Annotated in this window: 18 protein-coding genes; 5 read left to right on the top strand and 13 right to left on the bottom strand. The window is 40.6% G+C overall.

The features are described 5' to 3' along the window. Positions 1–132: 132 nt before the first annotated feature. The 6 genes from rho to NSQ61_RS16775 form a co-directional block, all read right to left on the bottom strand. Positions 133–1410 carry a transcription termination factor Rho gene (gene rho / locus NSQ61_RS16800; RefSeq protein WP_063389036.1) on the bottom strand — a complete coding sequence of 426 codons (1278 nt, stop codon included), beginning with the start codon at positions 1408–1410 and terminating at the stop codon, positions 133–135. Between the two features lie 273 nt (positions 1411–1683). Beyond that, positions 1684–2649: a class II fructose-bisphosphatase gene (glpX, locus tag NSQ61_RS16795; protein ID WP_063389037.1), complete on the bottom strand. Its 966-nt coding sequence runs from the start codon at positions 2647–2649 to the stop codon at positions 1684–1686. A 48-nt stretch (positions 2650–2697) separates the two neighbouring features. Then, positions 2698–3987, bottom strand: coding sequence for a UDP-N-acetylglucosamine 1-carboxyvinyltransferase (locus NSQ61_RS16790; RefSeq protein WP_063389038.1), 1290 nt, complete (start codon positions 3985–3987; stop codon positions 2698–2700). Between the two features lie 285 nt (positions 3988–4272). Beyond that, entirely contained in the window at positions 4273–4914 is a 642-nt protein-coding gene (fsa, locus tag NSQ61_RS16785) for a fructose-6-phosphate aldolase (protein ID WP_066251329.1), read from the bottom strand. A gap of 113 nt (positions 4915–5027) precedes the next feature. After that, positions 5028–5888 (bottom strand): class II fructose-bisphosphate aldolase, encoded by an 861-nt coding sequence (locus NSQ61_RS16780; RefSeq protein WP_063389040.1) that lies wholly within the window; start codon positions 5886–5888, stop codon positions 5028–5030. Positions 5889–6065: 177 nt separating this feature from the next. After that, positions 6066–6437: a response regulator gene (locus NSQ61_RS16775; protein ID WP_063389041.1), complete on the bottom strand. Its 372-nt coding sequence runs from the start codon at positions 6435–6437 to the stop codon at positions 6066–6068. A gap of 178 nt (positions 6438–6615) precedes the next feature. Here NSQ61_RS16775 and NSQ61_RS16770 point away from each other — a divergent pair, with 178 nt between their 5' ends. After that, positions 6616–7134, top strand: coding sequence for a DUF2529 domain-containing protein (locus NSQ61_RS16770; protein ID WP_063389042.1), 519 nt, complete (start codon positions 6616–6618; stop codon positions 7132–7134). Between the two features lie 429 nt (positions 7135–7563). On the opposite strand, the gene NSQ61_RS16765 is transcribed toward NSQ61_RS16770, so the two are convergent. The 3 genes from NSQ61_RS16765 to NSQ61_RS16755 all read right to left on the bottom strand — a co-directional run bounded on the left by NSQ61_RS16765 (position 7564) and on the right by NSQ61_RS16755 (position 12336). Then, positions 7564–9168, bottom strand: a complete 1605-nt coding sequence (locus NSQ61_RS16765) for a CTP synthase (RefSeq protein WP_063389043.1) — start codon at positions 9166–9168, stop codon at positions 7564–7566. A gap of 203 nt (positions 9169–9371) precedes the next feature. Then, a complete protein-coding gene (rpoE, locus tag NSQ61_RS16760) occupies positions 9372–9926 on the bottom strand; it encodes a DNA-directed RNA polymerase subunit delta (protein WP_340807622.1) in 555 nt (184 codons plus the stop codon). A gap of 292 nt (positions 9927–10218) precedes the next feature. Further along, positions 10219–12336, bottom strand: a complete 2118-nt coding sequence (locus NSQ61_RS16755) for a (Fe-S)-binding protein (RefSeq protein ID WP_327873553.1) — start codon at positions 12334–12336, stop codon at positions 10219–10221. A 222-nt stretch (positions 12337–12558) separates the two neighbouring features. Between NSQ61_RS16755 and NSQ61_RS16750 the strand changes: the two genes are divergently transcribed. After that, positions 12559–13083: an RNA polymerase sigma factor gene (locus tag NSQ61_RS16750; RefSeq protein WP_063389046.1), complete on the top strand. Its 525-nt coding sequence runs from the start codon at positions 12559–12561 to the stop codon at positions 13081–13083. 518 nt (positions 13084–13601) lie between these two features. Here the strand turns inward: NSQ61_RS16750 and argS are convergent. The 4 genes from argS to speE form a co-directional block, all read right to left on the bottom strand. Further along, complete coding sequence (gene argS / locus NSQ61_RS16745) at positions 13602–15278, bottom strand: arginine--tRNA ligase (RefSeq protein WP_340807619.1); 1677 nt, start codon at positions 15276–15278, stop codon at positions 13602–13604. Continuing rightward, entirely contained in the window at positions 15279–15704 is a 426-nt protein-coding gene (locus NSQ61_RS16740; RefSeq protein WP_340807616.1) for a DUF1934 domain-containing protein, read from the bottom strand. Between the two features lie 164 nt (positions 15705–15868). Further along, the gene (gene speB, locus NSQ61_RS16735) at positions 15869–16750 is read right to left on the bottom strand and encodes an agmatinase (RefSeq protein WP_063389049.1); all 882 of its coding nucleotides are present in this window, start codon (positions 16748–16750) and stop codon (positions 15869–15871) included. Between the two features lie 93 nt (positions 16751–16843). Next, entirely contained in the window at positions 16844–17674 is an 831-nt protein-coding gene (speE, locus tag NSQ61_RS16730; RefSeq protein WP_082829608.1) for a polyamine aminopropyltransferase, read from the bottom strand. 197 nt (positions 17675–17871) lie between these two features. Here speE and NSQ61_RS16725 point away from each other — a divergent pair, with 197 nt between their 5' ends. The 3 genes from NSQ61_RS16725 (at position 17872) to NSQ61_RS16715 (ending at position 21685) form a co-directional block, all read left to right on the top strand. Then, on the top strand, positions 17872–19932 hold the full coding sequence (locus NSQ61_RS16725; RefSeq protein ID WP_340807614.1) for a transglycosylase domain-containing protein: 2061 nt from the start codon (positions 17872–17874) through the stop codon (positions 19930–19932). A 285-nt stretch (positions 19933–20217) separates the two neighbouring features. Next, entirely contained in the window at positions 20218–21051 is an 834-nt protein-coding gene (locus NSQ61_RS16720; protein WP_340807612.1) for a lipoate--protein ligase family protein, read from the top strand. A gap of 19 nt (positions 21052–21070) precedes the next feature. Beyond that, positions 21071–21685 (top strand): PH domain-containing protein, encoded by a 615-nt coding sequence (locus tag NSQ61_RS16715; RefSeq protein ID WP_340807610.1) that lies wholly within the window; start codon positions 21071–21073, stop codon positions 21683–21685. Positions 21686–21866: the final 181 nt, after the last annotated feature.

Here is a 21866-nt window from a genome sequence, read left to right as displayed (position 1 = left end):
CAACTCCTTTACGCCCTGAATCATTTCGAAACAGAGTTTATCTATTCGGAAACGTGCAATTATTTCACGCTTCAACATTCTTAAACACACATGAAAAAATTATAACAAGGGTTTACAAGAAATGCAACATAGTTAGAAACTTTTTATGCCAGTTGTTTTCCATTCTTCTTTTAGCATTTCAAAAAATTCCTCATTTGATTTCGTTTGGCGCATTTTCTTTAAGAAGCGTTCAGCAAAATCCATCTGATCCGACATAGATTTTCGAATCGCCCATAACATTTCTAAATGCTCTTTCGGAATTAACAATTCTTCTTTTCGTGTACCGGAACGGCGAATATCAATGGCAGGGAATATTCTCCTTTCCGCTAATGAACGATCAAGATGAAGCTCCATATTTCCCGTTCCTTTAAATTCTTCGTAAATGACATCATCCATTCGCGATCCCGTATCTACAAGCGCAGTTGCCAATATCGTCAAGCTGCCGCCTTCCTCAATGTTCCGCGCCGCCCCAAAAAACCGCTTCGGACGGTGAAATGCGGCAGGGTCAATCCCTCCTGACAGCGTCCGGCCGCTTGGCGGAATTACTAAGTTATATGCGCGGGCCAGCCGGGTTATGCTGTCCATTAAAATAATGACATCCCGTTTATGCTCCACAAGACGCATCGCTCGTTCAAGAACGAGTTCAGCGACTTTAATATGATTCTCCGGTACCTCATCGAAAGTTGAGCTTACGACATCCCCTTTTACAGAACGTTCAATATCGGTTACCTCTTCAGGACGTTCATCAATAAGCAGCACAATCAGTTCAGCCTCAGGATGGTTCGTCGTAATGGCATTGGCAATTTCTTTTAAAAGCATTGTTTTTCCTGCCTTAGGGGGTGCCACAATTAAACCGCGCTGTCCAAAGCCGACTGGTGTAATTAAATCCATAATTCTTGTTGATAAATTTTTAGGTTCGGTTTCCAATTTCATTTGTCTATTTGGATAAAGAGGAGTAAGGCCCGGGAAATGGACGCGTTCTTTCGCAGATTCGGGGTCGTCGCCATTTACCGCTTCAACGTGCAGCAATCCGTAATATCGTTCATTTTCTTTTGGCGGGCGGACTTTTCCAGATACTTTATCGCCGTTTCTTAAATCAAAACGGCGGATTTGCGAGGCTGAAATATAAATATCCTCTGCGCTGGGAGAATAGTTAATTGGACGCAGAAAACCAAATCCTTCAGAAGGAATGATTTCTAAGACGCCTTCCATAAATAGCAAATCTTCTTTCTCCGCATTTGCTTTTAATATTGCAAAAATTAATTCCTTTTTTGTTAATTTGCTGTAATATGAAATTTTAAATTGCCGTGCTAGTTCATACAACTCTTTTAATTTCATATTTTCAAGAGTTGAAATGGAAATCTCGCTCATACTTACACCACGCTTTTCTTACCATATTCAAAATGTTTCACGTTTCGTTCTTCCATCCATTAAAATTATGTTGTTTGAAAATGTAAGGACAAATGGATTGAGAAGGAGGCAGGAAGGTAGGAAGCTTAAAAGCAGAAATCTTTTTATAACAACCTCTTTATTTTTACCTTATTTTTTTACTTTTCGCAATACATTTCAAGCTAAAAAACAGCGGAAAGTATTTTGAAGGGTATATTTTTTAAAAAGCAGAGGAGATCTATTCGTCTCCTCTCACTAAGATCGAATAACTAAATTCGGTTTTTTATTCAAAGAATGGCGGCCATCGATAAAGCGAACTGTTCCGGATTTCGCACGCATCACAACAGAATGAGTCGTTGCAATAGAGCTTTTGAATTGCACACCTTTTAATAGCTCGCCATCCGTTACACCTGTTGCAGCAAAAATCGCATCATCGCCTTTTACTAAGTCTTCCATTCGAAGAGTTTTGTTGACATCAATCCCCATTTTTTTACATCGTTCCAGCTCCTGGTCATTTTGCGGCAGCAGCTTTCCTTGTATTTCTCCTCCTAAACATTTTAAAGCAACTGCTGCCAACACTCCTTCAGGAGCCCCTCCAGATCCGAACAAAATATCAACGCCCGTATGGTCAAAGGCGGTATTAATTGCCGCAGCGACATCGCCGTCATTGATCAGTTTAATGCGAACACCCGCTTCTCGAAGGGTTTGAATAATATGCTCATGTCTTTTTCGATTTAAAACAGTTGCTACAACATCTTCGATATCTTTATTTTTCGCCTTTGCAACAGCTTTTAAATTGTCGATAATCGGAGCATCAATATCTATGCACCCGACAGCTTCAGGCCCTACTGCAATTTTGTCCATATACATATCTGGCGCATGGAGCATGTTCCCATGGTCGGCTACCGCTATAACTGCAAGTGCATTCCAGCCGCCTGACGCCACAATATTGGTTCCTTCCAATGGATCTACGGCGACATCGACACGCGGGCCGTAGCCGTTGCCAAGCTTCTCCCCAATATACAGCATCGGAGCCTCGTCCATTTCTCCTTCTCCAATCACAACTGTTCCTTTCATCGGGATCGTATCTAGAACGGTTCGCATTGCTGAGGTCGCGGCATCATCCGCCTCATCTTTTTTGCCGCGGCCCATCCAACGTGCAGACGCAAGGGCAGCTGCTTCTGTCACACGTACAAGTTCCATTGATAAACTTCTTTCCATTTTGTGTTCCTCCCCCTTTGATGTCATTTCATGCAAAATTGGTGATTCTTATGAATTTTGCAATTGCTGAATTTCTTGGTCAGTTAATTTCTCCCTCCATATTTTGGCGCCAATCCCGGCAAGTTTTTCTTCCAAATGGCTGTATCCGCGATCAATATGGTCGATGCCGGTTACCTCTGTTATTCCATCGGCCATTAAACCCGCTGCTACAAGCGATGCCCCTGCCCGAAGATCGCTCGCTTTTACTTTTGCACCTTGAAGAGTTGACGGACCTGTTATGATCGCAGACCGACCCTCCACTTTGATTTGAGCACCCATCCTTCTTAATTCATCAATATGCTTGAATCTTGAAGAGTAAATGGTATCCGTCACCATGCTCGTTCCGTTCGCCTGTGTCAAAAGCGTTGTCATAGGCTGCTGCAAATCGGTTGGAAATCCCGGGTAAACGAGAGTTTTTATATCGACAGGCTTTAATTCTTTATTTCGACGGGCGATATAAACTTGATCATCGCTCGTTTCTACATGGACCCCCATTTCCCGAAGCTTCGCAATAAGGGATTCGAGATGAAGAGGTATGACATTGTCAACGATGAGCTCTTCTGCAATGCCGGCACCGATAATCATATACGTCCCTGCTTCAATTCGATCCGGAATAATCGAATGGCGGCAGCCATGCAGCTTTTCAACCCCATCGATCCGGATGACGTCCGTTCCGGCCCCTTTTATTTTTGCACCCATGCTGGATAATAAAGTTGCAACATCAATAATTTCAGGTTCTTTTGCAGCATTTTCAATAATTGTCCGCCCTTTTGCCAAGACCGCTGCAAGCATGATGTTTATGGTGGCACCCACGCTTACAACATCAAGAAAAATCCGAGCTCCTCTAAGCTCATCCGCACGCAAATAAATGGCACCATGCTCATTTGTTACAGAAGCACCTAAAGCTTCAAACCCTTTTATGTGCTGGTCGATTGGTCTCGGGCCTAAATGACAGCCGCCGGGAAGCCCGATCACCGCTTTTTTAAACCGGCCAAGCATCGCTCCCATTAAATAATAAGAGGCTCTCAGCTTTTTCACTTTTCCGTTTGGAAGCGGCATTGAAAGCATGCTTGTCGGATCGACTGTAATATCGTTTTGATGAAACGAAACTTTGCCCCCTATTTCCTCCAATAAATCGCCCAAAATATGTACATCAGATATATCCGGAAGCCCTTCAATCGTAACGGATGAGCTTGCTAAAATTGTTGCTGGAATCAATGCTACTGCGCTATTTTTGGCACCGCTTACCTTCACCGTACCTTTCAACTTCTGCCCGCCTGCAACTTTTAACTTTTCCATAGCAGTCTCCCTTCTTGTGACCTAACAGTTTGCTAAAGAAAACGGGATCCAGATTTTCTTTAACAAACTGTCATGATGAAAAGCCCTCTTTACACATTGATTACCATTTGTTGAAAAATACATACGAAAAGGCGGCAATTTTATTGTACACAAATAGATAGGGCATGACAAAACGTTCATCAGAAAAACGAGCAGATTCTACTCCTTCAGGCGTTACAGCAAGTCAAAAGACCGGATTCTGCGGCAAAAGATTTTTCAAACGGGGGAAATCCCCCGTTTTATCATTTATCGATTGTTCCAGTCTGCTAAAAATTTCTCAATACCTTGATCAGTCAGCGGATGTTTGAACAGCTGCATCAACACTTTATAAGGAATCGTGGCAATATGAGCTCCGCGCAATGCTGCCTCAGTTACATGCTGCGGATGACGGATGGAAGCAGCAATAATTTTCGTATCAATGCCATGAATATCAAATATTTGGGAGATTTCCGAAATGAGATTCAATCCATTATGACCGATGTCATCTAACCGACCTAAAAAAGGAGAAACATATGTAGCACCTGCTCTTGCAGCTAGTAGCGCTTGATTGGCGTTAAAAATAAGCGTCACGTTTGTATGAATTCCTAATTCTGAGAATTTTTTGACTGCTTTTAGACCATCAGGGGTCATAGGAACTTTTATCGTAATATTTGGTGCAATTTTAGCTAATTCTTGACCTTCCTTAATCATTTCTTCCGCTTTAGTTGAGATGACTTCCGCGCTGACAGATCCGGAAACAATGGATGTAATTTCTTTCAATCTTTCTTCAAACGTTACGCCTTTTTCTTTTGCAACCAAGCTAGGGTTAGTTGTTACTCCTGACAAAACGCCTAGTGATTGAGCTTCCTTAATTTCTTCGATATTTGCTGTATCAATAAAAAATAACATGCCTAGTACCTCCCTTATGTGATCGCTTTCGCAAAAACAAGAAACGAAACCGCCATACTTCATAAAAGAAAGGCGGCCGTTAATTGCATAAAGAAATATGAAACCTTATCTATTTATTCTGCTTTTCCGGATGAACCGAATTCGCGCATTTTGCCTTTAACTGTTTCTTTAATGGCTTCCCGGGCAGGACCTAAATATTTGCGCGGATCATACATATCCGGATTTTCTGCCAAAACTTCGCGTACGCGTTTAGCAGATGCTATTTGGTTTTCTGTATTAACGTTAATTTTCGCAGTTCCTAAAGAAATTGCTCTTTGAATATCCTTTGTCGGAATTCCTGTTCCCCCGTGCAGTACTAATGGAACGCCAGTCCGGTTGCTGATTTCCTCCATTTCTTTAAAGCCTAGGTTCGGCTCTCCTTTATACGGACCGTGAACAGATCCCAATGCAGGAGCTAGGCAATCAATACCTGTCCGTTTTACAAGCTCTTCACATTCATTTGGATCAGCGTAAATAATTCCTTCTCCTACTACGTCATCTTCCTGTCCGCCGACAACACCTAATTCCGCTTCAACAGAAACACCATGTAGATGAGCAAGCTCCACTACTTTGGAAGTTAAAGCGACATTCTCTTCAAAAGGATGATGAGAGGCATCGATCATAACAGAAGTAAAGCCGGCATGAATAGCTTTTGCACATGATTCAAAGCTTGAGCCGTGATCTAAATGGATGGCAACTGGAACGGTAATTTTATAATCTTCCATCAAACCTTTTACCATGTTCACAACCGTTTTAAAACCGCCCATATAGCGACCAGCGCCTTCAGAAACGCCTAAAATAACCGGTGATTTTTCTTCTTCTGCTGCTTGCAGAATTGCTTGTGTGAACTCGAGATTGTTTAAATTAAACTGTCCTACAGCATAGCCGTTTTCTTTTGCACGATTTAACATTTCAGTCATTGAAACTAAGGGCATCGAAAAATCCTCCTTAAATTAAGTAGCCTATGTTGCGATTAGCGAAAAGCTCAAATCTAGCATGACCTGAGCAAGAAAAATGTATGTATGATGCCAATCATCTTTTCTTACTAAATAGAATACCAACTTATGAGGATTTCGGCAACTTTATCCCGATAAATTCATGGATTATACACTTTATTTCGCTCGGGAAGGCAAATATTTTCTCACTGTATCCCGCAGCTCGTCAATGTCAAACGGCTTGGCGAAGTGTGTTAATGCCCCTAAATCTTTCGCTTCCTGAATCATATCCAATTCTCCATACGCGGTCATGATAATGACTCGTATATCAGGGTTAACCTTTTTTAGCCTTTTTAAAATTTCTATCCCGTCCATCCCTGGAATTTTCATGTCTAATAAAACGAGATCAGGGGAATGGTTTTCGGCTATTTCTAATGCCTGAAAACCGTTAGCAGCTTGAAAAGTTTGATAACCCTCTTTATTGAACACTTCATTCAGCAAAATCCGAATTCCGTATTGATCGTCGACAATTAAAATTTTCCCATCCATTTTTACACCTCTTAACTTAAACAAATGCAATACTTTTTAAAATTTTATTTAGTTATGTATTCTCGATTAAATTACAATTTCCTGCCAACCGGTTCACAAATTATTCATATTTTGATTCTTCGCCGCTTTTTCTTATTATATAAGCAGAGAACTTTGTATAAAGGTGGCTGATGATTGAATGTTAAAAATTTTTACGACACAATTAACAGGGTTTTTCCAAAGAATTCAAGAGAAAGAAAACAGCCAAATAGAAGATGCCGCACGTCTTCTGGCGCAAGCTGCAATCGGAGAAGGCGCCATTTATGTAAAAGGATGGGGAATTCTTGAAGGAATTTATGCCCAAGTTGAAAAAGGAGAATCCTTTCCGGCATGCAAGCCTTTGCCTGATGTGGATAACGTAACCGCAGCAGACCGCGTTCTCCTTTTCACTCCGTTTTCGACTGATCTTGATGCGATTGATACTGCGCAGCAATTGGCCGAAAAAGGGATTCCAACCGTTGGGGTTTCCGCAGCTGTTAACGGCGAAAAAAGCTTACAGCAATTTGTCGATATACATGTAGATTCCAAATTAACAAAACCCATTATTCCCACTGAACATAATGAACGAATCGGCTTCCCTGTGCTCATGACTTCATTATATGTTTACTACTGCTTATTTTTGACTGTGAAAGAAATATTGGAGGAACATGAAGAATAAACTTTACATGCAAGAAATGCGAAGAAATTGGCAAATCGCCAATTTCTTTTTTTATGAATTAGCATAGAAACCTATTGATTTCAAATTTAGTCCTCTCTTATACAGACTTTAGACCTTTATCAATACATTTTGTAGAGCAGAGAGGCTGATGACCTGTTTCATGATTTACAATGCGTTTTTATGAAAAATCGCGTATAAGTCTTTTTTGCGATACTCTAATAAAATTTTATGAAAAATGCGACGCCGTTTATAGGGATGGTTTTTAAATTTAGAACAGCGTCGATTTCCCGGCCGATTCTTTCTTCAAAATGAAAAACAAAGCCGCTGCTTTCGGAAATCAGTGAAAGATTTGTCGTAATAAAAAAATTTGTATTACGAGCAAAAAAAGGCTGTCTAACCAATCGTTCAGACAACCTTTTCTTTCATTTCTTATTGATTTTTCTTGTTTAGAGAAGCGTGAATGAACTCCCGGAAAAGAGGCTGCGGTCTAGTTGGCCGTGATGTAAACTCCGGATGGAATTGGGACGCAACAAACCAAGGGTGGTCTTGTAATTCAATGATTTCTACTAACCGTCCATCTGGACTTGTTCCGGAGAATACAAATCCGGCCTCTTCCATTTGCTGACGGAACTCATTGTTAAATTCGTACCGATGGCGATGACGTTCATAAATTACTTCATCGTTGTAGGCTTCATAAGCCTTTGTTCCTTCTTTCAATTTGCAAGGATATAAACCAAGACGGAGCGTTCCTCCTAAATCCTCTACTTCTTTTTGCTCCGGAAGCAAGTCAATAATCGGATATGGAGTGTTTGGATCAATTTCAGATGAATTCGCACCTTTTAATCCTAGAACGTTGCGGGCAAACTCGATCGAAGCTACCTGCATGCCAAGACAGATGCCAAGGAAAGGAATTTTTTGTTCGCGGGCGTATTGAGTCGCGATTATTTTCCCTTCCACTCCCCTGTCTCCAAATCCGCCAGGAACTAATATACCTTCAGCTCCCTGAAGCAAGTCTGCTACATTCTCTTTCGTAACATGCTCCGCATTGATCCAATCAATTTCCACATCGGCATCATAATAATATCCGGCATGCTTCAAAGCTTCCACAACGGAAATATAGGCGTCCTGAAGCTCGACATATTTGCCGACTAAGGCGATTTTGACTGTTTTTGATAAATTGCGGACTTTATTGACAAGCTCGATCCATTCCGTCATATCAGCTTGTCCGCATTGAAGATCCAAATAATCGCAAACAATTTGATCAAGGTTTTGTTCTTGCAATGCTAAAGGGACGCTGTAAAGAATATCGGCATCACGGCATTCAATGACAGCTTTCGGTTCAATGTCGCAGAACAAAGCAATTTTATCTTTCATCTCTTGGGAAATCGGCATTTCTGTGCGCACTACAATCACATTTGGCTGTATTCCCAATGAGCGCAATTCTTTCACACTATGCTGTGTCGGCTTTGTTTTCATTTCTCCTGCTGCTTTAATATATGGCACAAGAGTACAATGAATGTACATGACGTTTTTGCGGCCTGCTTCATTTTTCATTTGGCGGATTGCTTCCAAAAACGGCAATGATTCAATATCTCCGACGGTACCGCCGATTTCGGTAATAACGACATCAGCATTTGTTTCTCTGCCAGCGCGAAAAACGCGGTCTTTAATTTCATTCGTAATATGGGGGATGACTTGAACGGTTCCGCCTAAATAATCGCCTCTCCGTTCTTTTTTAATGACGGCCGAATAAATTTTTCCTGTTGTGACATTGCTGTACTTATTTAAATTAATATCAATAAAGCGCTCGTAATGGCCTAAATCGAGGTCAGTCTCAGCGCCGTCATCCGTCACGAACACTTCGCCGTGCTGATACGGACTCATTGTTCCCGGATCAACATTGATATATGGATCGAATTTTTGAATCGTCACATTCAACCCGCGGTTTTTTAGAAGTCTGCCAAGAGATGCGGCAGTAATTCCTTTCCCTAAAGATGAAACAACGCCACCGGTTACAAAAATATACTTGGTCATGCAAAAATTCCCTCCAGTTGCAATCTATCCTTTTGTTAATTTGCACAAAATAAATCGTCAGAAGGCATCAACAAAAAAATATGAAAGCTCCCTTCCTTTTCGGAAAGGGAGCTTTCATATTGTAATTTGTTTTCCGTACTTTTAAAGCCCAATTAAAATATTAGCGAGGAAAACTATGAAAGTCAACCCTTAAATTTAGGACATTATTGTTCGTCCAATTCTTCCTCATCGAGATCGAAATCAGCATCCAACTCGTCATCTTCTACATCGTAATCATCGTCAATTAGTTCATTATCAAAGTTTTCATCATCTTCTTCGTCCTCAAAATCATCGTCTTCTTCATCAAGATCAATCTCTTCTTCATCCACATAATCGTCAAGATCGTCATAGTCAAGATCGTCTTCAACCAAGTCTTCATAATCGTCAAGATCTTCTTCATCGTATGCAATCTTCGCTTTTTTCTTCTTCGTTTTAACCGTCGGCTGGGTTTCTTCTTCAATTTGATCGAGCGGATACCAGCTCTTAATGCCCCAGCTATTTTCCCCAATGCAAATAAATTTTCCATCTATATTTAAATCCGTATAAAACTGTGCAATGCGTTCGGTCGCTTCTTCCTCCGAAAGCCCTAATAAACTGCTAACTTCTTTCATTAATTCCTCAAACGGTATAGCTTGCCTTTTTTCGGAAAGAATAAGGTAAGCGATATCCACCATCGACATTTCTTTCAGCTGCTCCTGCGAGTATTGCGTTAAGCTCAAGGTCAGGCACTCCCTTTCTCGTCTTTCATCTATCTTTATTAAATGAAAGGGCAACGAAAATAGAATAAAGCATGATATAATTCCGAATGATGAAATGCCGCCCTTTCAGTGATGTACCATATGATACGTTTGCATACCATTCATTATAAACAAATTTTACAACTTTATGCTACCGTATTGTGTCTTGATTTTAAATTTTTTCGTCAAATTCCATTGTCTATCTTTCTATTTTTTAAAATCTTAAGGCGCCCTTGTGGCGCCTTTTAAAATTGCTTTCTATCTAATCATATCTTTATGAAATGAGCTCTTGCTCCTTCGATTCGCCAAAAACAGCTTTTTCCAGCAGCTCCGCTACATCGTACGTTTTCACTTTATTTTCAACCTCTTTTGCTTTCGTTCCATCTGTCAGCATTGTTAGACAATATGGACATCCGGAGCTGATCACGCTTGGATTGACAGCTAATGCTTGTTCGGTGCGCGCAACATTGATGCGCACTCCCGTGTCTTCCTCCATCCACATAAGACCGCCGCCGGCTCCACAGCACATGCCCGTTTCCCGATTCCGTTCCATTTCAACAACTTTTACACCTGGAATGGATGCCAAAATTTCACGGGGTGGATCATAAATTTCGTTGTATCTTCCAAGATAACAAGAATCGTGGAAAGTAATCGTTTCATTCACTTCATATTTCGGAACGAGCTTCTTTTCTTTCAACAGTTTTGCTAAAAGTTCTGTATGATGGTATACTTCGGCTTCAAAACCGAAATCCGGATATTCATTTTTAAATATGTTGTAAGCATGCGGGTCGATTGTAACAATTTTCTTCACATTATATTTTTCAAATTCGGCTATGTTGCTTGCAGCAAGCTCTTGAAATAAAAACTCATTGCCGAGGCGCCTCGGTGTGTCACCTGAATTTTTCTCTTTATTTCCTAATATAGCAAATTTCACACCTGCTTCGTTCAAAAGTTTAGCAAACGATAAAGCGATTTTTTGGCTGCGATTATCAAATGATCCCATGGAACCGACCCAGAATAAATATTCAAACTCCTCGCCTTGCTTTTTCAATTCCTTCACCGTTGGCACGTAGACATCTTCTTGTGATTTGCGCCAATTTTCCTTATCTTTGCGGTTTAGGCCCCACGGATTTCCTTGCCGCTCAATGTTTTGCATCGCCCGCTGCGCATCCGGATTCATTTTTCCTTCTGTTAATACAAGGTAGCGGCGCAGGTCAATGATTTTATCGACATGTTCGTTCATTACTGGACATTGGTCTTCACAATTCCGGCACGTCGTACATGCCCATATTTCTTCCTCTGAAATGACCTCCCCGATGAGGCTTGGATTGTAGTCGAGAGCCGCCGCCGCTTCACCTGTTCCCTTTTGCAGCGACTGAAGAGCCAACTGATTTCCTATCGTATTTTGAAATGCAAAGGCAGGCACCCAAGGGGACTTGGAAGTGATGGCAGCCCCTTTATTTGTTAAATGATCCCGAAGCTTTATGATTAAATCCATCGGCGAAAGCATTTTTCCAGTACCAGTCGCCGGACACATATTTGTACACCGTCCGCATTCAACACAGGCGTACAAATCGAGAAGCTGCGTTTGCCGGAAATCTTCAATTTTTCCGACTCCATATGATGTTTGAGTTTCGTCTTCAAAATCAATTTTCTCCAACTTCCCTGGATTTGACAAACGACTTAAAAAAACATTGGCAGGTCCTGCAATTAAATGGGCATGTTTAGACTGAGGGACATACACTAAAAATGTGAGCAAAATGAGCAGGTGCACCCACCAAAAAACGTAAAAAATAACAGCGGCGCCTGTTTCACCGACAAAGCCCAGCAGGAAAGCAGCCGATGAGGCAACAGGTTCACTAAAGCTTCGTTCATATCCCCTCCAAATCATGTACATACCGTTTCCAAGCAGTACAGACAGCATTAATCCGCTGATAAAAATAAGGACAAGTCCGGATTTAAACCCTCGTTTTAAACGGACAAGCTTTTCAATGTATCGCCGGTAAAAAGCAGCAACTACCGCTACTAAAATAAGGAGGGTAACAATTTCTTGGAAAAAGGTGAAAATCGGGTACAACGGTCCGAAAGGCAAATGGCTCCCCGGAATCAGCCCTTTTAAAATGAAATCAATCGCACCGAATTGGACAAGAATAAAGCCGTAGAAAAAAATAACATGAACCCAGCCCATTTTCTTGTCTTTTAATAGTTTTTTCTGTCCGAACACATTGACCCAAATCCGTTCGAAACGTTCTTTTACCTTCCCGTCGAATTCTTCTTTTTTTCCAAGTTTGATATAAGCAATTCTAGTTTGAATTAAATAAATAAACAAATACACTGCGTAAACGGTTACAAGCAAAAACGCAAAAAAATTAATCCATAATAGTGTATTCATTATTCTCCCCCATTCATAAAATCCCCCTGTTGTATTTGACTGAAATTTCGGACGTTTCTTAATTATATTATATAATGAATGAACGTTCAGTCAATTCACCAAATCGTTGAAAATCGGAACCATTTTTCCTTTGTTTCGTATATAATGACAGTTATTTATTTCTAAAATATTGAACAAATTCCAAAATTTATTTGTTAATTTTGCTAGAGGAGTGCCGGAAAAATGGATACGACTGACATTGTCGGGCTCATTAAACAACACCATCATCAAATAAAAAAAACTGTCAAAAGGACTGTGAAAAACGAATCTCTTGTTGATGATATCGTCCAAGAAGTTTGTATTAAAATATATATATATTTTCAAACGAATGATATGCCTACCAATATCAGCGCTTGGATTACGACTGTCTCAAAAAATACAGCCACCGACCATCTTCGAAAAATTCAACGAAACAATCATTTGCTAAACCATCTGCAGCAAGAAGCAATTTTTCACAACTGCTCAGAGTGGAATCCCGAATCCGAGGCCTTATTAAAACAAATGATTGAATACGTGCAAAATGCATTAAACGAAATGGATCCTAATACAAAAAAGATTATTCTATTGCGGCAGCAGGGATTATCCTATACAGAAATTGCCCAGCAGATGAATTTGCCTAAAAATACGGTGAAAACAAAAATTTTCCGCGGCCGAAAACAGTTAATGACATTTCTGCAAAAGAACGGGGTTTTTCAAAATGATTTATGAGGATGTTAGTTTTCAATATAACTAAGCGACCAATAATCTCTGCAACGACTGCCGGGCGTTTGCTGAACAACTCAAACAGCATTCACATCGCTGTGGAAAACTCTCTTGACCTAGCAATAGAGCCTGCAATTTACTTTTGGATCGCGCTTTTTGTTTTTCGCTTTTTTCATTGTCTGCTTTTCCATAGTCTCAGCTGGTTCAGCCTCATTTCAAAAAGCAGTATGATGGATCCTGTTTAATACAGCAAAAAATGAATAAGCTCTTCCCTATAATAAACAAAATACAAAAGGGGTTATAACTCAACAAACAGCACAGCTGTCGGAAAATAAATAGCATGTCTCCTTCAAATATATGCAAACAAAAAAGCAAAAAGCCCTTTTTCACACAATAACTTGTTGAAAAAAGGCTTTTTCTGCTCTCTTCGTTTTAACATCCTAGAAAATGAGGTGCGATTAGGTTGAAATCGGAAAGCATTCCTATTTCCCTTTTACTCGAATCATTTCCCACATCTAAATTCGTTACATTTTTTCAGGAGCGGATACGCCAATTAAGGTAAGGGCATTTTTCAGCGTGATTTGCGTTGCTTTCATAAGAGCAAGCCGCGCCTTAGATTTCATTTCATTGCTTGCATCAAGCACTTTTTCTGCATTGTAGAAGCTGTGTAGCACAGATGCCAGCTCAAAAATGTAATTCGTAATCCGATGCGGAATTCTTTTCTCTGCGGCTTCAGCGACAACGCCAGGGAATTCACCAAGCTTTTTTAACAGCTCTATTTCTTTCTCAGATTGAATTTCATTCAAAAGATCGCTTTCGTTTGCGTTGTAAGACAGGCCTTGCTCGTTTCCTTGGCGGAGAATGCTGCATACACGCGCATGAGCGTATTGTGCGTAATAAACAGGATTTTCATTTGATTCCGATACAGCCAAATCCAAGTCAAAATCCATATGCGAGTCGCCGCTTCTCATAGCAAAAAAGTAACGAACGGCATCCAAGCCGACTTCTTCGATCAATTCTCTCATCGTGACAGCCTTGCCAGTACGTTTTGACATTTTCACTTTTTCGCCGTTTTTAAAGAGACTGACCATTTGCATAATTTCCACTTCAAGAATATTTTGATCATACCCCAGCGCCTGAATGGCTGCTTTCATTCTCGGTATATAGCCATGATGATCCGCGCCCCAAATGTTTATCAGCTTATCAAAGCCGCGATCCAATTTATCTTTATGATAAGCAATATCTGGTGTTAAATACGTATAAGACCCATCCTTCTTAATCAACACTCTGTCTTTATCATCGCCAAATGCAGTAGAGCGGAACCATGTTGCCCCGTCTTGTTCATAAATGTGGCCGTTTTTCCGAAGCATGTCGAGCGCCTCATCAATTTTGCCGCTTTTGTATAGGGATGTCTCAGAATACCAAACATCGAAGGAAACGCGAAATTCTTCAAGGTCTTTTTTAATTTTCTCAAGCTCATATTTCAGACCGAGGTCACGGAAAAATTGCAGCCGTTCTTCTTCGCTTTTTTCAAGCAGACTGTCGCCATATTCATCAGCAATTTTTTTTCCGATTTCAATAATATCTTGTCCATAGTATCCGTCTTCAGGCATTTCCGCTTCTTTGCCAAGCGCTTCTAAATATCTTGCCTCTACGGACAGAGCTAAATTGTGAATCTGATTTCCCGCGTCATTAATATAATATTCCCGGGTTACATCATACCCCGCTTTTTCTAAAATGTTGCAAAGAGAGTCGCCGAATGCTGCTCCGCGCGCATGCCCTAAGTGAAGATCTCCCGTCGGGTTTGCAGAAACGAACTCCACTTGGATTTTCTTACCTTCCCCAACATTTGATTCGCCGTATTTGTCACCCGCTTGAATAATGGCTGGAATCAACTTAGTTAAATATTCATTATTCATGAAAAAATTAATAAAGCCCGGACCAGCAATATCAATTTTTTCAATGGATGCTTTCGCTCGATCAAAATGTTGAACAATTTCCTCTGCAATCGCCCGAGGCGCTTTTTTAGCTATGCGAGCAAGCTGCATGGCCATGTTTGTTGAGTAATCGCCGTGTGCTTTTTCTTTCGGCACCTCTAAAATAACTTCCGGAATTTGCTCCTCTTCTGCGATGTTTGCTTTCAATACAGCATTTTTTATTTCTTGTTTCAGCTGTTCCTTTACTTCATCTACAATGTTCATTCAATGCTCCTCCTTCTTAAATTGAATGCTTAAACTGTGTAAACGAGGGGTATCTCCATTTATTTCGAGCAAATATTCTATGCTAAGTGTACCATGTTTTTCTTCATCTGTATGCCAGATAAGCGATTTTGTCTCTGCTGCGAGCTTCAGCGTCCCGTACGGTGTTTCATAATTGGCATACGTTTTTTGTCCCTGCTTGAAGCGCTGTCTTAAGCGAATGCCCCCGGAACGTATGAGAGTCGTTTCCTTTTCGCTGATTTTGATTAACGTCTTAACGGTTTCATCATCTTGAATCTCATCATAAACCAAATAAAAAGTGTGCTGCTTTTTGAAAAATTCCCCGGTTGTATAAAATTCAATCCGCTCTTCTTCTGTTTGATTTTGATAAATCTTATTTTGAACATAAATTTGAACAGGTACGCGCATGTCTTTATATCATCCTTTTTAGGGATTTATTCTATATTTTAGTGGAAATCATTTGCTGTTAAAAGCTTTATATTGGCCTTCCTGCCGCTTGACGCTCGATCCAAGCTGTTCAGCTTTTGAATAATAAAAAGCCATAGCAGAAGCACTATGGCAGAAAAATGACTTTACTTTCTTTTTGCCACCCAGCCTAATAACATTTCGCGAATCAATTTGCTCGCTGTATTCGCTGTTTGTTCTGAATGGTCATATACAGGTGCGACTTCAACTAAATCAGCGCCGACAACTTTCACATCAGAACGGGCAATTTCATGTATAGAAGCAAGCAGCTCTTTTGATGTAATGCCGCCAGCATCGACTGTTCCGGTTCCCGGCGCGTGAGCAGGATCCAGCACATCGATGTCAATCGTAACATATACAGGTCTTTGTGAAAGTTTCGGAAGAATCTTTTTGAGCGGCTCGAGCACTTCAAATTTGGCAATGTAAAGTCCAGCCTCTTTCGCCCATTCAAACTCCTCCTTCATCCCAGATCGGATGCCGAATGAAAAAATATTTTCCGGGCCAATCAAATCGCTTGCTTTCCGGATCGGAGTGGCATGAGACAGAGGCTCGCCTTCATAATGCTCGCGCAAATCTGTATGCGCATCGATATGAATGACCGCTAAATTTGGATATTTTTTATGCATCGCTTTAATGACAGGCCATGTTACAAGGTGCTCTCCTCCAATTCCGAGAGGAAATTTATCCGCTTTTAAAATTTTGTCCACAAACTCTTCAATCAACTCAATGCTCCGCTTTGCATTTCCAAACGGAAGAGGAATATCGCCTGCATCAAAATATTTTACGTCCCCAAGCTCACGATCTAAATAAGGACTGTATTCTTCCAATCCGATGGAAACCTCCCGAATGCGGGCCGGACCGAAACGGGAGCCTGGCCGGTAGCTGACTGTCCAATCCATCGGCATTCCATAAATAACTGCTTCACTTTCCTCAAAGCTTGGATGGCTTCTAATAAAAACATTTCCTGAATAAGCTTCATCAAATCGCATGGACATCACCCTCCTGTCTGAAAAAGCAAGAGGCTGATCCCTCTTGCTTAAACTGTATCATGCTATTCGCTTTATGTTCAGCTTTCCTAAAGGCTATTTAATTATTTCGGAAACAAACTTCGGTAAAGCGAATGCAGCTTTATGAATTTCTTTCGTGTAATATTTAGAATCCAAGTCAAAGAAACGATCGTCACTTACCTCAATTGGATCATATTTCTTCGATCCGATCGTGAACGTCCACAGCCCGCTAGGATATGTCGGGATGTTTGCAGTATATAGCCTTGTAATCGGGAAAATCTCTTTCACATCATGATAGACATTTTTTATCAAATCTGCCTTAAACCAAGGATTATCCGTTTGCGCGACAAAAACGCCGTCCTCCTTCAAAGCTTTGGATATTCCTGCATAAAACCCTTTTGTAAAGAGGTTGACCGCAGGACCGACAGGCTCGGTTGAATCAACCATAATGCAGTCATATTGATTTTCGCTTTGTGCAATGTGCATAAAGCCGTCGCCAACTTTCACTTCAACGCGTGGATCATCTAGTTTTCCGGCAATTTCCGGCAAGTATTTTTTTGAATACTCGATCACTTTGCCGTCAATTTCTGCAAGTGTTACTTTTTTTACACTTGGATGCTTCAGCACTTCACGGATAACGCCTCCGTCTCCTCCTCCGACAACTAGCACATATTCTGGCTTCGGATGAGTAAACAACGGTACATGGGCCATCATTTCATGGTAGACAAATTCGTCTTTTTGCGATGTCATTACCATTCCATCCAAGAAAAGCATGTTGCCGAATTCTTCTGTCTCCACTACCTCCAATTTTTGGAATTCGGTCTGTTCTGTATGTAAAGTGCGTTTAATTTTCATCGTAATCCCGAAATGTTCTGTCTGTTTTTCTGTATACCAAAGTCCTCCCAAGATTTAATCTTCCTTTCATATGTTTTTCCAATATCTTTCCCTAATTTGAACAGACAACACGTAAACCTCAAAAAAAGTATAGTGGAATCTATCAAAATTGCAAAGAATAAATTTCATTTTTCATAGGTGGAAGTTTAAAAACTTGCGAATCACCTCATACTGAATAACAAAACGAACGGGCTTAAGAGGTGATGGAAATGGAAGCGATGACGCCAAAAGGCATTCGTCTTACCATCAAAACAATCCGGGCATTATTTTTTATTCATTTTTTTGTTTTTGCTGCGGCAGCTATTTGTATTGCGGTTGTTTTGATTGCGGCTAAAGTACAAGGCGCTCCTTCCATTGTTGTGCCGCAATCAACTGTATTGTACGCAAGCAACGGAACGAAAATCGGTGAGGAGCATCACGGCGGCCGCCGTTTTTGGGTGGAACTTGATGAAATTTCACCCTATTTAATCAATGCGACAATCGCTATTGAGGACAAAAATTTTTATGATCATCACGGTTTTGATTTTAAACGAATAGCAGGTGCTGCCGTTGCCGATCTCAAAGCGATGGCAAAGGTGCAGGGAGCCAGCACAATCACCCAGCAATACGCAAGAAATTTATATCTTGGATTTGAAAAAACGTGGGCTCGGAAAATGACAGAAGCTTTTTATACCATTCGGCTCGAGATGAACTACTCGAAAGAAAAAATTTTAGAAGGCTATTTAAATACTATATATTATGGACACGGAGCCTACGGGGCCGAGGCGGCCTCCCGTTATTACTTCGGCAAAAAGGCAAAGGACTTGACGCTCGCCGAAGCCGCTCTACTTGCCGGCATTCCGAAAGGACCGTACTCCTATTCACCGATGGTGAACTATGATTTATCAAAAAAAAGACAAGAGATGATTTTGCAGACAATGGTCAAACAAGGATTAATTACAAAAAAAGAAAGTGAACTGGCTGCAAAGGAAAAATTAACGTTCAAAACGAACGAAAACACCAAAACAGAAAAGTTTGCCCCCTATTTTCAAGATGAGGTTATGAAAGAAGTAAAAGAAATATTGCAGGACCACCAATTAATTGAAACAGCCGGTCTGAAAATTTTTACTACTCTTGATCCAAATCTGCAAAAAATTGCTGAATCGACCGTAGAAAAAGTCATGAGGAAAGACTCGGATATCCAAGTTGCCTTCTCGGCAATCGATCCGAAAACAGGCGAGGTAAAAGCTCTAATCGGCGGACGGAATTATAAAGAGAGCCCTTTTAACCGCATGACTCAGGCAAAACGTCAGCCTGGTTCAACGATTAAGCCGTTTCTATATTATGCAGCCTTGGAAAATGGATTTACGCCGTCCACAACGCTGAAAAGCGAGCCGACAACGTTCCATTTTCAAAATGGAACAAACACATATTCCCCGGGCAACTACAATGGCTACTACGCAAATGATGAAATTACATTAATAGAAGCCCTTGCTTTGTCCGACAATATTTATGCTGTTAAAACCCATATGTTTATCGGTATGGATCAATTAATAAAAATGGGAAAGCTTTTTGGAATCGGAGAAAATTTTAAAATGGTTCCGTCGCTAGCTTTAGGAACTTCTCCCGTAAGGCCGCTCGATCTCATGAACGCTTACGGCATTTTAGCGAACGGCGGTCAAAAAATAAAACCGATATTTGTCCGTAAAATCATTGATAAAAATGGAAAAGTCTTATATGAGGCAAATGTTGAAAAGGAGCAAATTTTAAATGAACAAACAGCCTTTATCACCGCACATTTAATGACCGGCATGTTTGATCGAAAGCTAAACAGTTATACAACTGTTACAGGGGAAAACATTATCGATCAACTATCAAGGCCTTTTGCTGGGAAATCCGGGACGACAAAGACTGACAGCTGGATGATCGGATTTGCCCCGCAGCTCGTAGCAGGTGTATGGACAGGTTATGACAAAGGAAAGACGATTGACATGGTCGAGGAACGAGCCTATTCGAAAAAAATTTGGGCCGGCTTTATGGAAGAAGCGTTGAAACATGAACCTGTAAAACAATTTAAGCCGCCTGAAGGAGTTGTCGGCGTTTATGTCAATCCGGAAAACGGGCTTTTAGCGACGAAAGAATGTCCCGTCTCCCGCCTTGCGTATTATGTGAAAGGCACGGAACCAACAAAATATTGCATGGAGCACCTCGACAATATGGAAGAGCCGAAAAACAGCGGGCGGAAAAAAAAGGATGAACCATTATGGAGAAGGCTCATGCCGTGGTTTTAGACATATAGGCAAAATAAGGGTTTGCGCATAGTCTTGACGCAAGCCCTTATTTATTTTTCAAAGAAGATGCAGCTCCTATGATATACTATAAAAAAGGACGATATATATTTCAGATGTCATAACAAGAGGCCAGTCCTTGTAGAAATCGACCGATTATATTTATGTTACAGCTCTTATATTTTTCGAAAGCTTCAGCGAAAAATCTGAGGAAACATAAACGAAATAGCCGATTTCTACTATCCTTTTCATGCTTAAAAACACACGACTGAAAGGATTATCACAGCAATGAACGAATTATTAAAACAGCCGGAATGGAGAATCATCGATCATTCAAGCTTAGGACTCTTTTTTGATGCCAAGCAATCATTCGCTTACGATGATACGTTGTGCACGACAGTCGGGAGCGGTATGTCCCCCGCGACAGTCCGCACTTGGGTGCATCATGATACGATTGTTCTCGGCATTCAAGATACAAGAGCCCCGTTTTTAAAAGATGGAGTAGATTTTTTAAAAAAACAAGGATATAAAGTCATCGTTCGAAATTCCGGCGGGTTGGCTGTTGTTTTGGATGAAGGGATTTTAAACGTATCGATCATTTTACCGGAAAAGGAAAAAGGAATTGACATTAACCGCGGTTATGATGCGATGAAGGATTTAATCTGTTTCATCTTGAAACCGTATGGTGCAGAAGTCGAAGCAGGAGAAATTGTCGGTTCATATTGTCCCGGGAGCTACGATCTCAGCATTCACGGCAAAAAATTTGCCGGCATTTCTCAGCGCCGTCTTAAGAAAGGCGTAGCGGTTCAAATTTATTTATGCATCACAGGAAGCGGAGCAGCGCGCGCAAACGTGATTAAACAGTTTTATGACAAGGCGGCAAAAGGAGAAGCCGAACATTTCAAGTTCCCAAACGTAAATCCGAGCACGATGGCGTCTTTACATGAATTATTAAAGGTGAAGTTAACCGTCCAGGATGTGGTGCACGACCTTTTTGCAGCTTTACAACATTTGAGCGGCCGCATTTATTCCTCCAATTTAACCGACTTTGAACTGGAATTGTATGAAGCAAACTTCATAAGAATGATAGAGCGGAATGAAAAATTTTTGCCTAATATGTAAATCGGGAAGGGAGAATGTTATGTTTAAAAAAGTAGCTTCTGATGTTTTAGGATTAAGTGATATCGGCACGGTGATCAAGCCGGAGGATTATGATAAAGTGGACGCGGATGATTATGTCATGCATGAGGATGGGGAAAAAATCTACTTCCTCATTAAGTCGAAAACCGACGAGTATTGTTTCACAAACAAAGCGTTAATCCACGTTGACGGCACAAGCGCTGTCAGCAAAAAACGAACTTTAAAGCGGTATGACTACTATGCCCACCGCATTTCAAACGTTTTGCTTGAAACGGCAGGGACTATTGATTTAGATGTAGAAATCAAATTCCAAATTGGAAACACGCCTTTTTCCATTGATGTTCATAAAAAACATCTAGAAGAGCTAAAAGATTTGTATAAAGCGTTGATTAAAATAGAAGAAATTTCAAACGATCATGACAATTATATGGAGTATGCAAAACAAAGCCTGCAAATGGCCGCCTCTGTTTTCACCAACAACCGCATAAATGAAAGCAATATTTCCGAGCAATTTAAAGAAATTAACGATGTTGCGTTCAATTGGCTGATGAATGCGAAAAAGCAATACAATTTAAAAGATTACGGGTTTGTGTTTGACCTTTTTATCCAGCAATAAAACACTAATTAAGTGCCTAAAAAATAAATCAAGCAGAGAAAAACAAATCGTTTCTCTACTTGATTTTGTATGTTTGATTGAAAGTAGCTAGCGAATGCTTGCTACTCTTTAGTATGTTGCGGATAATGCCGCAATCCCTTTTTATTTTTTGTATGGCTATTATTCAAAATATCGAATAAGA

It is taken from the genome of Aeribacillus sp. FSL K6-1121 (genome assembly GCF_038003725.1).
In the GTDB taxonomy this organism is placed as follows: domain Bacteria; phylum Bacillota; class Bacilli; order Bacillales; family Aeribacillaceae; genus Aeribacillus; species Aeribacillus composti.
Note: the sequence above shows the minus strand (reverse complement) of the source record. Positions and strands in the feature narration are given on the sequence as shown.

Coding starts and splice junctions, on each gene's coding strand:
- rho (WP_063389036.1), bottom strand. CDS start 1,410: ATGAGCGAGATTTCCATTTCAACTCTTGAAAATATGAAATTAAAAGAG.
- glpX (WP_063389037.1), bottom strand. CDS start 2,649: ATGGAAAGAAGTTTATCAATGGAACTTGTACGTGTGACAGAAGCAGCT.
- NSQ61_RS16790 (WP_063389038.1), bottom strand. CDS start 3,987: ATGGAAAAGTTAAAAGTTGCAGGCGGGCAGAAGTTGAAAGGTACGGTG.
- fsa (WP_066251329.1), bottom strand. CDS start 4,914: ATGTTATTTTTTATTGATACAGCAAATATCGAAGAAATTAAGGAAGCT.
- NSQ61_RS16780 (WP_063389040.1), bottom strand. CDS start 5,888: ATGCCCTTAGTTTCAATGACTGAAATGTTAAATCGTGCAAAAGAAAAC.
- NSQ61_RS16775 (WP_063389041.1), bottom strand. CDS start 6,437: ATGGATGGGAAAATTTTAATTGTCGACGATCAATACGGAATTCGGATT.
- NSQ61_RS16770 (WP_063389042.1), top strand. CDS start 6,616: ATGTTAAAAATTTTTACGACACAATTAACAGGGTTTTTCCAAAGAATT.
- NSQ61_RS16765 (WP_063389043.1), bottom strand. CDS start 9,168: ATGACCAAGTATATTTTTGTAACCGGTGGCGTTGTTTCATCTTTAGGG.
- NSQ61_RS16755 (WP_327873553.1), bottom strand. CDS start 12,336: ATGAATACACTATTATGGATTAATTTTTTTGCGTTTTTGCTTGTAACC.
- NSQ61_RS16750 (WP_063389046.1), top strand. CDS start 12,559: ATGGATACGACTGACATTGTCGGGCTCATTAAACAACACCATCATCAA.
- argS (WP_340807619.1), bottom strand. CDS start 15,278: ATGAACATTGTAGATGAAGTAAAGGAACAGCTGAAACAAGAAATAAAA.
- NSQ61_RS16740 (WP_340807616.1), bottom strand. CDS start 15,704: ATGCGCGTACCTGTTCAAATTTATGTTCAAAATAAGATTTATCAAAAT.
- speB (WP_063389049.1), bottom strand. CDS start 16,750: ATGCGATTTGATGAAGCTTATTCAGGAAATGTTTTTATTAGAAGCCAT.
- NSQ61_RS16725 (WP_340807614.1), top strand. CDS start 17,872: ATGGAAGCGATGACGCCAAAAGGCATTCGTCTTACCATCAAAACAATC.
- NSQ61_RS16720 (WP_340807612.1), top strand. CDS start 20,218: ATGAACGAATTATTAAAACAGCCGGAATGGAGAATCATCGATCATTCA.
- NSQ61_RS16715 (WP_340807610.1), top strand. CDS start 21,071: ATGTTTAAAAAAGTAGCTTCTGATGTTTTAGGATTAAGTGATATCGGC.